The organism is Candidatus Arsenophonus phytopathogenicus, assembly GCF_056113345.1.
Genome location: NZ_JBUIOB010000017.1, coordinates 632,241 through 646,173 on the forward strand (window position 1 = coordinate 632,241; position 13,933 = coordinate 646,173).

7 protein-coding genes and 3 pseudogenes are annotated in these 13,933 nt (G+C 39.5%); 7 read left to right on the plus strand and 3 right to left on the minus strand.

What is annotated here, in order from left to right:
* Positions 1–42: 42 nt before the first annotated feature.
* Positions 43–2,658, minus strand: a pseudogene (ppc, locus tag AC01GB_RS06735) (phosphoenolpyruvate carboxylase).
* A gap of 425 nt (positions 2,659–3,083) precedes the next feature.
* Positions 3,084–5,525: a bifunctional aspartate kinase/homoserine dehydrogenase II gene (locus tag AC01GB_RS06740; RefSeq protein ID WP_474451172.1), complete on the minus strand. Its 2,442-nt coding sequence runs from the start codon at positions 5,523–5,525 to the stop codon at positions 3,084–3,086.
* 417 nt (positions 5,526–5,942) lie between these two features.
* Here AC01GB_RS06740 and metJ point away from each other — a divergent pair, with 417 nt between their 5' ends.
* Complete coding sequence (gene metJ, locus AC01GB_RS06745) at positions 5,943–6,260, plus strand: met regulon transcriptional regulator MetJ (protein WP_180816830.1); 318 nt, start codon at positions 5,943–5,945, stop codon at positions 6,258–6,260.
* A 175-nt stretch (positions 6,261–6,435) separates the two neighbouring features.
* On the opposite strand, the gene rpmE is transcribed toward metJ, so the two are convergent.
* Complete coding sequence (gene rpmE, locus AC01GB_RS06750; RefSeq protein ID WP_032116035.1) at positions 6,436–6,651, minus strand: 50S ribosomal protein L31; 216 nt, start codon at positions 6,649–6,651, stop codon at positions 6,436–6,438.
* 222 nt (positions 6,652–6,873) lie between these two features.
* Between rpmE and priA the strand changes: the two genes are divergently transcribed.
* The 6 genes and pseudogenes from priA to menA all read left to right on the plus strand — a co-directional run bounded on the left by priA (position 6,874) and on the right by menA (position 13,919).
* A complete protein-coding gene (gene priA / locus AC01GB_RS06755; RefSeq protein WP_474451173.1) occupies positions 6,874–9,063 on the plus strand; it encodes a primosomal protein N' in 2,190 nt (729 codons plus the stop codon).
* A 194-nt stretch (positions 9,064–9,257) separates the two neighbouring features.
* Positions 9,258–10,284 (plus strand): annotated as a pseudogene (gene cytR / locus AC01GB_RS06760) (DNA-binding transcriptional regulator CytR).
* Between the two features lie 70 nt (positions 10,285–10,354).
* On the plus strand, positions 10,355–11,101 hold the full coding sequence (locus AC01GB_RS06765) for an SPOR domain-containing protein (RefSeq protein WP_474451174.1): 747 nt from the start codon (positions 10,355–10,357) through the stop codon (positions 11,099–11,101).
* Between the two features lie 119 nt (positions 11,102–11,220).
* Positions 11,221–11,751, plus strand: a complete 531-nt coding sequence (gene hslV, locus AC01GB_RS06770; protein WP_474451175.1) for an ATP-dependent protease subunit HslV — start codon at positions 11,221–11,223, stop codon at positions 11,749–11,751.
* Positions 11,752–11,761: 10 nt separating this feature from the next.
* A complete protein-coding gene (hslU, locus tag AC01GB_RS06775) occupies positions 11,762–13,093 on the plus strand; it encodes an ATP-dependent protease ATPase subunit HslU (protein ID WP_474451176.1) in 1,332 nt (443 codons plus the stop codon).
* A gap of 90 nt (positions 13,094–13,183) precedes the next feature.
* A pseudogene (menA, locus tag AC01GB_RS06780) lies at positions 13,184–13,919 on the plus strand (1,4-dihydroxy-2-naphthoate octaprenyltransferase).
* Positions 13,920–13,933: the final 14 nt, after the last annotated feature.

The following is a 13,933-nucleotide window of genomic DNA, read 5'->3' on the forward strand; positions in this document are numbered from 1 at the left end:
GATTAGCTGCTAACGCAGCTAGTTGGCTGTTTTTGACAAAATTTAGCCGGTATTACGCATACCAGCGGCAATGCCCGCAATGGTCACCATTAACGCTTGTTCAATATAGGGATCCGGTTGTTGCTGTTGCCTAGAACGATGCAATAATTCCGCCTGCAAGACATTTAAAGGATCGGTATAAACATTTCTTAAAGCAATGGATTCAGCAATCCAAGGTAAATCAGCCATTAATGTTTTATCCTTCGAGATAGCAAGTACACTGTTAATATCTTGCGCCAGCTGTTTGCGTAGTTCTTCGCCTAATGGCCACAGCCGTTTTTCAACCAATCGCTGATCATAATATTCAGCTAACCACAAATCAGCTTTAGCAAATACCATCTCTAACATCGCAATACGAGTCTTAAAGAAAGGCCAGTCATGCCACATATCATCAAGAACTGATTTCATGCCATTATCAATAACATGCTGCAATGCCGCCCCTGCACCTAACCAGGCGGGTAACATTAAGCGATTTTGCGACCAGGCAAAAATCCAGGGAATAGCTCGCAGAGTTTCTACACCACCATCCTGACGACGTTTTGTCGGCCTGGAACCCAATGGTAATTTAGCTAACTCAAGCTCTGGGGTGGCAGCGCGAAAATAGGGAACAAAATCCGGTTGTTGGCAAACATAATCACGATACATATTACATGAGATATCAGATAATATTTCCATTGCCGCACGCCATTCTGGTTTTGGTTCCGGTGGTGTCAATAAATTAGCTTCCAATATTGCGCTAGTATAAATAAATAAACTGCTCATCGTCACTTGCGGTAAACCATATTTAAAGCGGATCATTTCCCCTTGTTCAGTAGCTCTTAATCCGCCTTTTAAACTACCAGGCGGTTGCGAAAGCAGTGCCGAATGCGCTGGCGCTCCGCCGCGAGACCGATGGTACCACCACGACCATGAAATAGGGTTAACTTAACTTTTTCTTTGTCACAAAGTTTAATTAGCGCTTCCTGAGCGCAATACTGAGCCCACGAGGCCGCCATAACTCCAGCGTCTTTGGCTGAATCGGAGTAACCGATCATGACCATCTGTTTATTATCAATAATCTCACGATACCAGGGGATGGTGAGCAATTTTTGCATCACGCTTTCAGCATTATTTAAATCATCTAAGGTTTCAAACAGTGGCACCACCGGTAATTTTAGTGAACACCCACTTTCTTTAAGCAGCAATTTTACCGCTAATACATCAGATGGTACTTTTGCCATGGAAATAACATAAGCAGCAATGGCGTCCGTCGGTGAATCGGCAATAACCTGGCAAGTAGCCAATACTTCTTGTGTTTCTGCGCTAGGTTGCCAATTTTTTGGCCAAAGTGGCCGTTTAGAACTTAGTTCAGCCAATAGAAAAGTCTGTTTTTCTTCCTCTGACCAATTTTTATAATCACCTAACTCAAGGTAATTAAGTAGCTCTGCTAATGCATCAGTATGGCAACTACTTTCCTGACGGATATCAATCCGTACTAATTGCAAACCAAAACAACGAATGCGGCGTAAGGTATCGAGTAATTGTCCATTGGCGATAATCGGCATACCACAGGCAATAAGTGATTGATAACAAGTATAAAGTGGTTGACAAAGTTGTTGATTATCATAAAGATAGTCTTCAGGTGGCAATACCTTTTCACCTTTAATACAACTATCCAGATAATCGAGTGTATTGCGTAAACGGCTACGTAAACCTTTAGCAATCTGGCGATAAGGCTCATCAATATCATCACCACCGGCTAATCGTCGAAGTTCAGCCGTTGCTTCTGACATCAATAACTCAGAGACCAAGATTTGAATATCACTAAAAAAAGTTCAGCCGCTTTCCAACGACTTAGTAAAAGCGCTTCTCGAGTAACTTCGGCAGTAACAAAGCAATTACCGTCACGATCTCCCCCCATCCAGGAAGTGAATCGGATCAAATTAGTGTCAACAGGCAAATTAATCGTCAAACTGGTTTCAAGCTGTTCATTAAGTTCACGTAAAAAAGCAGGACCCCCTTCCCATAATGAGTTTTCAACTACTGTAAATCCCCACTTAGCTTCATCAATCGGCGTAGGGCGATTTTTACGGATTTCATCGGTATGTCAGCACTGTGCAATTAATTGACGTAAACATCGCATAATATTATTACGTTCATAATCCACTAAATCATCATGATCTAACTGTGACAGACAGGTATTCACTTCAATCAATTTGTGAATTAAAGTGCGGCGCGCAATTTCTGTTGGATGGGCAGTTAATACTAATTCAATTGATAATTCATTGATCGCTTTTGTTATCACCTTATTAGTAAATTTTTTTCCTTTAAACGAGTAAAAAGCTTGGCTAATACCTCAGGATTACTAGATGCCTCACCATGAGGAGAAATGCTATAGTATTGCTCTGCGACATTGGCTAGATTAAGAAATTGATTAAATGCCCTGGCGACAGGAAGAAGTTCATCATTAGAGAGATTTTGTAATGTTTTCAATAAAGCTTGACGTTATGCTTTATTTCCTGCCCGAGAAGATTTTGATAATTTACGGATAGATTCTACTTTATTTAAAATATCCTCACCCAAAGCATTTTTAATTGTATCACCTAATAATTTACCTAACATGCTGACATTACTGCGCATCGCGGAATATTGTATCCATTAAGACTCCCTAACTTTCACTGGCTAAAAGCTTACTTATGCATTATTTAAGTTGAGACTGTTTTATCAGTCGATAATTACCTTTTCTCATTCTCACGCTAAAAATAGAATCGCCAAATAATAACATTCTCTGATCATATAACGGATATCTGCTTTATCATAAAATCTAAATCTAGATCAAAAAGTATGACATCTTTATAAAATTTTATAATTGACATATTGCCACTATAAAGATTATTTCAGTGCAAGGTAGGGTGCAATTTCAGGAAATTGTTGAATGAAGGACTAGCTAGCCAATATTGTTAACCATCGAAAAGACTTTACCAACAAACAGAGGAATAACTCCTCTGCTTTTGTTGACTATCAATGCATGTAGAAGCAAAGAGATTATGCTGTTATTATGGCGATCAAAGCAATTGTGATAAGCGATTAAGATCAGACTGAATTGCGCCCGCCGTCACATCACGTCCAGCACCAGGCCCCCTAATTATTAACGGATTATCACGATACCAACGACTTTTTAAGGCAAAAACATTATCACCGGGTAATAAGGCGGCCAATGGATGATCAGGCAGAACAGCTTCAACACCGACTTTGGCGCGTTTCTTAGTGGCATCAAAGCGAGCAACATAACGCAACACCATGCCCATTTCCTGAGCAGCCTGGAAACGTTGTGCCATTTGTTCATTAATGACCATACTATTTTCAAAAAACGCATCCAGATCACCGGCTGCAGCTTCGGCGGAAACTAATGACTCAACCCGTACCTGTTCAGGTTCAATTTCATAGCCCGCTTCACGTGCCAAAATGATCAATTTATGCATCACATCTTGCCCAGAAAGATCAATTCGTGGATCTGGCTCGGTTAAACCTTGCTGCCAAGCTTGCTCAACCAATTGATTAAACGGTACCGTGCCATCGAATTGTAAAAATAACCAAGACAAGGTACCAGAAAAAACACCACTAATAGAAAGGATATTATCACCACTCTCTTTTAAATCACGGACAGTATAATTTATTGGTAATCCCGCCCCGACTGTCGCGTTATACAGCCAGTATCGACCTGTTTTTGCAAAAGCATCACGGATCTGACGGTAGTCATCGCTCGCCAGAGCACCGGATATCTTATTAGCACTGATTAGATGAAAACCGTAACTCGCAAAATCAAGATAGCTTTTGGCTAATAAGTCACTGGCTGTTATATCAAATACAACCAGATCATCAAACGGATGATCTCGCATCCAAAGAAAAAGCGCTTCATCTTGATGGGTTGTGGCTTCATGATCAAAAAAAGCTAATACTCTACTTGGATCGATGCCCTCATAATTTAACAAGCTACGGCAACTATCAACTACACCTGCCAGAATAAATTCAAAATCACTACGAGCGGAAATCGTTTTTTGCTCGGTAGCAAATAATTCCAGCCAGCGAGAACCAATATTACCTTTACCAAACAGAACCAAGCCAATACGTTTTTCCGCCCGAAATAAGCTCTGGTGTAATCCCTGAACCAAATGTGATGTTTGAGTCGCGCGCAAAACAGCAACCAGGCTTATTTCTTCTTCAGAATGCCAAATAAATTCAACCGGTTGATCTTTTAATTGTTGATAGAAACGATGACTATGCAGGGGATTTTTACCAACGCCCGCCCCGACAATTGCCACTAAAGAAAAATGATCACGTAATGATAATTTTTCTACTACCACCATCTCCTTTAATAGCGCTAGAGCACTAGCAGCAACTTCAGAGGTATAACATAACTGGATCAATTTTCGATCTGGATGTAAACCAGTCGCTAATGGCCGCAATTGATTTCGCTTTAGCAATAAATCGATATCTTTATAGATTTGGCTAAAATTTTGCTGAGTTGCCATGATTAATTCGACCAGACAAACATCATCATGGCTGGTAACAATTTTGACACCCGTACCTGATGCCAAAACACGCTCTATTTTTGTCGAACCCTGCTCAGGCTGATAACTACATCTAAGTTGTAAATCAATATTAGTGACTGAAATTGGCTGTAAAGTGCGAGTATGAAGCACTGGTGCCGCTAAACGCGCTAATTCACTAGCTTCATCAAGGCGTAATAGTGGCAGTAAACAAGCATCTTTGACTTTGCGTGGATCAGCACTGTATACACCTGCAACATCACTCCAGATAGTTACTTTATTAACCTCCGCTAACGCCCCCACTTGGGTTGCTGAATAATCACTACCATTACGCCCTAGTAATACCGTTTTACCTTGTTTACTTTGGGCAATAAAACCCGTCACTACCAACCGTTTATTGGCATGTTGTTGCAAAAGCTGTTGTAATAATGGGCGTGATAGGGTTTCATCTACTTGAGGTTGAGCTGCAAACTCCGCACGCAAGAAAAGCCGTGCATCTAACCAATGACTAGCCAAACCGAATTCTTCTAATACCGCGGACATCAAACGCGCAGACCAAATTTCTCCATGGCCAACAATTTCTGCATAAATATCAGCATGAATTGGTTTATCTACTAAAGTGCTTAAACGATCAAGCTCAGCTAAAAAAGCCGACTTTACTATCTGTGCTTTTTTGTTAGGTAATAGCCCAATTATAAGATCTTGTTGATAACGGAGAATTGCCTGCTGTACCTGATTGGCTAAAACACTATCTGTTTGACTTAATTTCAGCCAATCAATTAACTGATTGGTTGTTGTTCCTGCCGCAGATACCACTATTAAATCACCTGGCTGGCTATAATTTGCCATGATATTAGCAACTCGTTGATAACATTTCACATCAGCCAAACTACTACCACCAAATTTATGTAATTGACGATAGTGATATTTTACTGCTCCCGCTGTCACTGCATTCATGATAAAAAGTTACCTCTCCGCTACTAGCTGAAACGCATTACCTAAATCTTCAATAGCTACTGAAAAACTTAATAAATTTTTATTGGTAGTTGCTAGCTTACATCAAATAATACGCTGCTAATATAGCACTTAACCAATGACATATGGTTAACATTATTGGTTCAACTAACATAATATCGATTCACTAAAAAAAATTAAAAAGATAATCAAATATAACCCAATGGACATGAAGGTGTTAATACATCTGGAAATCCAAAATACTTTACGTTTAAATCAAGTAATGGGATAATTATCAATATTAAACCCGACAATAAACGATAGAATATTAGAAACTTATTAAACAAATTTTTGCCAATTAAGGCTATATTTATACAGCAACTAAATTCTTCTATTGATTGACTTAACTTAAGGTATCCCATGGCTGAGTGGAATGGTGATTATGTTAGCCCTTATGCTGAACATGGTAAAAAAAGCGAGCAAGTAAAAAAGATCACAGTATCTATCCCATTAAAAGTACTTAAAATTTTGACAGACGAGCGCACTCGTAGACAAATTAATAATTTACGCCATGCAACAAACAGTGAATTGCTATGTGAAGCGTTTTTACACGCCTTCACTGGGCAACCGTTGCCAAATGACGATGATTTACGTAAAGAACGTGATGATGAGATTCCAGAAGCAGCAAAAATCGTTATGCGCCAAAAAGGTATTGATCCAGACACATGGGAATATTAATTATTTGTCTTATTCTTTAAAGATCAAATAACTAAAGTTTTTTGTAAAAATAGTCTTAGTTTAATTGTTTTTAGTTCAACAAATTTGGTTTTATATAACAGTAACACCCCGATATTAAGCGAAGTGTTACTCCTATATTATAAGCATGCTTTTCGCTTGTATCATTGAGCCATTATTATTTTTTCATGCCTGGAATATTGAATCGCTGCTTGAAGCGATCAACACGGCCGCCGGCAGCCACATCACGCTGTTTACCTGTATAGAATGGATGACATTTACCACAAACATCCAAATTCAGATCATGATTAACAGTTGATTTAATTTTCATTACATTACCGCAAGAACAAGTCGCAGTAACTTCTTCATATTTAGGGTGAATATCTTTTTTCATAGAAAACCTCTACTTAGGCCGCATCGCTATCTAACCCTAACGCTAGACACCATACCTCAAATCGATTAAGAATAGTGGTTAGTAATCAAAATTACTAACAAAGGTGGCGGATCATACAGAAAATCTGTTTATAGCGCAATGAAATCTATTCAAATAATGTGATACTCTATCTTTATATGTCTTATAAATAAACTGTATGACAATGATTAGGAACATTTAATAATGGCTATTGTTCAAGTGGCGCTCCCTGTTCCGCTGATGCGCGTTTTTGATTACCAATCCAATCTTCCTTTACCAGCTAAAGGTTGCCGGGTATTGGTGCCATTTGGCAAGCGTACTACCTTAGGTATTGTATTATCGCATAATCAAAATAGTGAGCTCAGTAGTGAACAATTAAAAACCATTGAACAAGTGTTAGATCAAGAATCGTTATTTTCTGACAGTTTATGGTCATTACTACTTTGGGCATCTCAGTATTACCATCACCCGATTGGTGAAGTACTATTTCATGCACTACCAGTGTTACTGCGGCAAGGCAAAGCGGCAACATTTTCTCCGCTATGGCAATGGCAAATCACCCAGCAAGGTAAAATTTTTGCCCCAAACCAGCTTAAAAGAGCGCCAAAACAACAACAGGCGCTCGCATTACTACAGCAACAGCCCCTTTATCGTCATCAAATAACAGAATACGAATTGAGTGAAAGTGCACTACAAGCATTAAAAAAGAGCACCTTGATTCAACTATTACCCATCCAACCAAAAATGGAAAACTGGCATACTGATTTTCATCTTTGTGGTGAAAAGCCAAAACTTAACCTAGAACAATCAACAGCAGTAGGAGCAATAAGTTCTCTGTCAACATTTATGCCTTGGTTATTAGTGGGGATCACGGGTTCTGGTAAAACAGAAGTCTATCTCAGTGTGATTGAAAATATTTTAGCGCAAGGTAAACAAGCATTAGTCCTGGTACCCGAAATTAGTCTTACTCCCCAAACTATCCAACGATTTAGTGAGCGATTTAATGCGCCTGTTGATGTGCTGCATTCCGCATTAAATGATAGTGAACGACTGACGGTCTGGTTGCGGGCACAAAAGGGACAAAGTGCTATTGTAATTGGCACGCGCTCCGCATTATTCACTGCCTTTGCCAATCTTGGCTTGATCATTATTGATGAAGAACACGATAACTCTTACAAACAACAAGACGGATGGCGTTATCATGCCCGTGATCTGGCTGTTTTTCGTGCCAAAAAAGAGAACATTCCAATTATTATGGGTACTGCAACACCTTCGTTAGAAAGTCTTTATAATATTGAACAAGGAAAATATCACCGTCTAGATCTAACCCAACGAGCTGGAAACGCCAAACCGGCCAGTCAACATTTACTTGATTTAAAAGGCCAGCCATTAAAATATGGTATATCAAGACCATTAATACAGCGTATTGAAGATCATCTGGCAGCAAATAATCAAGTGATGCTATTTTTAAATCGCCGCGGTTACTCACCAACATTGATTTGCCATGATTGTGGTTGGATTGCCGAGTGTTCACGTTGTGATCATTATTACACACTACACCATCATCAACGTCAGCTACGTTGCCATCACTGTGATAGTCAACTGCCAATCCCAATACAATGCTCACACTGCGGCTCAACGCGTCTGCTCCCTGTCGGTTTAGGAACTGAACAGTTAGAAGAAGCTATTAACCAGCTTTTTCCTAATATACCGGTTACCCGCGTTGACAGAGATACCACTCGGCGGAAAGGCGCATTAGAAAAACAGCTAGCAACTGTCTATACAGGTGGTGCTCGAATTTTGATCGGCACCCAAATGCTAGCGAAAGGACACCATTTTCCTGATGTTACTCTGGTCGCCCTACTGAATGTAGATGGCGCACTTTTTTCCAGTGATTATCGGGCAACCGAAAGATTTGCTCAGCTTTATATCCAAGTATCTGGACGGGCTGGGCGGGCCGGTAAACATGGTGAAGTGATCCTACAAACCTACCACCCTGAACATCCATTATTAGCGACATTATTAGAAAAAGGATATAACGCGTTCGCGACAGAAACACTAGCGGAACGAGGTGATGTTTTTTTGCCACCACATAGCAGTCATATCATGATCCGTTCAGAAGATCATCATAACCAATCGGCCCCTGATTTTTTAAACAAGTTCCGCCAATATATAGAACAACATCCCATGCGCGACTCACAACTTTGGTTAATGGGTCCTACACCGGCGATCCAAGCTAAGCGGGCAGGCCGTTTTCGTTGGCAATTACTACTCCAGCATCCTTCGCGATCCTATTTACAACAATTCCTTTCGCATATTTTACCTGAAATTATGCCATACCCTGAAAGTCGAAAAGTAAAATGGAATATCGATGTTGATCCAACTGAAAATTAGTCGCTGCTATTAATCATCTACTTACACCTATTGAAGCAAATAAAATTAGTTTTGTGCGAAGCTATTCTATAAATAAATCTAATTGAACGATTCAGACAAATTTATTTACAAATTTTGCTGGCAAAGTGATTAAGATAAGTAAATGCATTGATTAAATAGACTTAATTAGTCATTGAAGTATGCAAGGTGGAGATATGGAACAAAAGATAAATCACCACAACGCAATGAAGGATGTTGCTAACGAAGCAGGTGTGTCTACTGCAACTGTTTCACGAGCACTCACTAGGCCAGATCAAGTTTCTGTCAAGACGCGCCAGAAGGTTGAACAAGCTGCGTTGAAAACGGGTTATGATACCTATTGTCTGACAAAAAATACCAAATCAAGCAAAGCTAAAACTATTTTTGTTGCTATACCCGATATTACCAGCCCTATCTGTCCTGATATTATTAGTGGTATTGAACAAGTGGCTGCTGAACAAGGATATATGGTACTGATTGGTGATTGTAAACATTATAAAAAAACAACAACACACTCTTATTGATATATTTATTAGCCAACAAATTGATGGCATTGTGTTACTCAATTCTGATATTCCGTTTTCACTCGCCAATAGAAAACTAAAAAATTTACCGCCAATAGTTGTTGCAAATGAATTTGTACCTGAATTCAATCTTGCTACTATAAATATTGATAATCTAACCTACTCGTTTAATGCAATTAACTATTTACAAAAACTGGGTCATAATATATTGCTTGCATAACAGGCCCAGAAACCATTCTGTCTTGCCAATATCGTTTGCAAGGTTACACTCAAGCGATACAGCGGGCTGGTAATAAGGTGCAACAGGAATATATTATTAATAGTGATTTTAGTTACCAAGGTGGAGCTGAAGGCATAAAAAAAACTTTTTGCATTAACTAAGCCACCTAGCGCAATTTTTTGCCATAATGATATTATGGCTATTGGTGCTATATGGCAGGCCAAACGTATGTGGCTAACATTACCAAGAGATTTATCTATTATTGGATTCGGCAATCTCAATTTTGCACAATATAGTGAACCCGCTCTCACTAGAATCGAGCAACCTCGCTTTGAAATTGGTCACCAGGCAATGTTACTACTTTTAGCGAAAATCGAAGGCCACGGAATAGATAAAAATGCAAAACTGCTAGACTGCCATTTAATTATCCGTGATAGTGTTTGTCCACCTAAAAACTAGTCAAAAGTGATTAGGTTAAGTAACATATAATGAATTAATGTAACTTTTTTATTAATTAGCGAATTGAAAAGTGGCACAAAAAGATTACGTAAGACGAGGGCGCACAACGCCCCGTAAAAATAAGCATGCAGGCAAAAAAAAATCAAATCAAGGATTGCCGAAAACAACCCTTGCTGTCGCTATTGCCATCGTAATTGTCTTTATTGGTAGCTTATATTACATTACGCAAAATAAACGCGTTCCTGTGCTTAACAAAACAACCTCACCTAACAGCAATCAGCCAGTCAACAGTCTACCTCCTAAACCAGAAGAACGGTGGCGTTACATAAAAGAGCTGGAAAAGCGGGGCTCTGATCTACCAAACTTTAACCACTCAACCAAATCAAATATTAATAACACCACCGAGTTAACCAATGAACAGCGTCAGTTTCTTGAGCAGATTGATGCGGATAGACCCAATCCCACCACAAATCTATCCGAGGTGCCTAATGATGATAATGTTCCCCGCGCACACGTGATCATTAATGGCCCTCCAATAGAATCACCTCTGCGATTAAAACCCACACCACAGCCCCAACAACCAAAAAATAACCAACAAAAAATAGTGGTACAATGCGGCTCATTTAAGAACCTGGAGCAAGCAGAATCAGTTAAAGCTAACCTGGCCTTTTCAGGTTTAGAGAGTAGGATTAGCTCGACTGAAGGCTGGCATCGCCTAGTTCTTGGGCCTTACAATCAAGAAGCAGCAGAAAAAATACGTGACCGAGCTAAATCTGTCGGCGTATCCGGCTGTATTCTTCGTACAAGTAAGGGTTGAAAAATAATTATTATCCCCCATTTACATTCCTAATAGCGTAAATACTAACTTTTTACGTCATAAAAAAACTAAAAAGTATGTTTACATACTACCCTAATAAAATAACCAAGGGCTGACTCATGACTACAATCGTAAGTGTTCGCCGTAATGGCCAAGTTGTATTTGGTGGTGATGGACAGGCGACGATGGGTAATACCGTCATGAAAGGCAACGTCCGTAAAGTGCGCCGCCTTTATAATGATAAAGTTATTGCGGGCTTCGCAGGCGGTACTGCTGATGCATTTACCCTGTTTGACCTTTTTGAACGAAAACTAGAACTTCACCAAGGACACCTAACGAAAGCCGCTGTTGGATTGGCTAAAAATTGGCGTACTGATCGTATGCTGAGAAAACTCGAAGCGCTTTTAGCTGTTGCAGATGAAAACAGCTCATTGATCATTACAGGTAATGGCGATGTTATTCAACCAGAAAATGATTTGATCGCTATTGGTTCTGGTGGTGCCTATGCACAAGCCGCTGCGCGGGCATTGTTAGAAAATACAACAATGAGCGCACGTGATATTACAGAAAAAGCGTTAAATATAGCGAGTGATATCTGTATTTATACCAACCATAATTTTAACTTTGAAGAGCTCTCTTCAAAACCTTAAGGATTTAAACATGTCTGAAATGACGCCTCGTGAAATTGTCAGTGAATTGGACAATCATATTATTGGTCAAGACAAAGCAAAAGGTTCTGTCGCTATTGCGCTACGTAATCGTTGGCGTCGTATGCAACTTGATGAAGCACTACGTCAGGAAGTAACACCGAAAAATATTTTGATGATTGGCCCAACTGGTGTGGGTAAAACTGAAATTGCCCGTCGTTTGGCAAAACTGGCTAATGCTCCCTTTATCAAGGTAGAAGCAACAAAGTTTACTGAAGTCGGTTATGTGGGTAAAGAGGTCGATTCTATTATTCGTGATTTGACTGACGCTGCTGTAAAAATGGTACGCCTGCAATCTATAGAAAAAAACCGTTACCGAGCAGAAGAACTGGCCGAAGAACGTATTCTTGATGTTTTATTACCTCCGGCTAAAAATAATTGGGGGCAACCTGATCCTAATGTAGAACCTTCTACCGCACGTCAATCTTTCCGTAAAAAACTAAGAGAAGGTAAGCTGGACGATAAAGAAATTGAAATTGAGGTTGCCACTACACCGGTAGGCGTTGAAATTATGGCTCCTCCTGGTATGGAAGAAATGACCAGTCAATTGCAATCTATGTTTCAAAATCTGGCAGGGCAAAAACATAAACCCCGTAAGATGAAGATCAAAGAAGCCTTCAAAATATTGATCGAAGAAGAAGCCGCAAAACTGGTCAATCCAGAAGAACTAAAACAGCAAGCCATTGATGCAGTTGAACAACACGGCATTGTTTTTATCGATGAAATCGACAAAATTTGTAAACGTGGTGAAACGTCTGGCCCTGATGTCTCTCGAGAAGGTGTACAACGTGATTTGCTACCTTTAGTTGAAGGCTGCACCGTTTCTACTAAACATGGGATGGTAAAAACTGATCATATTCTGTTTATCGCTTCTGGTGCATTCCAGGTTGCCAGTCCATCGGATTTGATCCCGGAGCTACAAGGCCGATTACCCATCAGAGTCGAACTACAAGCGTTGACGGCAGAAGACTTTAACCGTATTTTAACTGAACCAAATGCCTCTTTAACTATACAATATAAAGCATTGATGGCAACCGAAGGTTTAAACATTGAATTTACGCCAGAAGGTATTAGTAAAATTGCTCAAGTAGCATGGCAAGTCAATGAAAAAACAGAAAATATTGGTGCTCGTCGATTACATACCGTTCTTGAGCGATTGATGGAAGACATCTCTTTCGATGCTAGTGAACGCAATGGTCAAGACATTATAATTGACGCTGATTACGTAGCTAAGCATCTAGATGAACTAGTTGCTGATGAAGATCTGAGTCGATTTATTTTATAATCTGGCGTCGTTAACTTTGCTGATTATAATCTTGGATGGGGGGCTAAGTCTCCCATTATTTTTATAACAACAAACTTGTGGATTAATTACATGAATTTAATCACATCAAGAAAGCCTATACAAATACAGGCGTGGCTAGAAAGTTTACGCCCCAAAACACTTCCGTTGGGTATTGCGCCAATTATAACGGGTTCTGCATTAGCTTGTCTGGCACTTTTATCCTCTCTATTGCATTATTAGCTTTACTCACTGCTGCTGCACTACAAATTCTATCCAATCTGGCGAATGATTATGGCGATGCGATTAAGAGCAGTGATACCGAGCAACGATTGGGGCCATTACGAGGTATACAAAAAGGAATTATTAGCCTGGCAGAAATGAAAGTTGCCCTAAAAATCACTATCTTTATTTGTTGTTTATGTGGCTTAACTCTGATCATAGTCGCTTGTCGAATGCCAAAGGATATTATTGCCAGCAACCGCTTGTGGATTGCTGTCAGCAGCAGTACTAAACGTTAACAATATATATAGAAAATGATATTAAAACCGGTAAAAATACCTGGCTGTTAGATTAGGCACTAAAGGCGCTCGAAAGTATCATGCTGCACTCATCTTAATTGCCATTTTGTTTAATTCTCTTTAGCTTGTTATATCTTCATCACGGGACGGGTTGGTTATTTTTGCTCGCTATAACGATGTTACTAAACCACATAAAGAGAGTTATCCATGATACCACCGCGCTGGGTATGAAACCTTTATTGGAAAATATGGTAAAAGCGGCATTGCTGACTAATATTCTATTTTCTGTTGGACTTATTTTAAATTAATTATTGTAATTTTG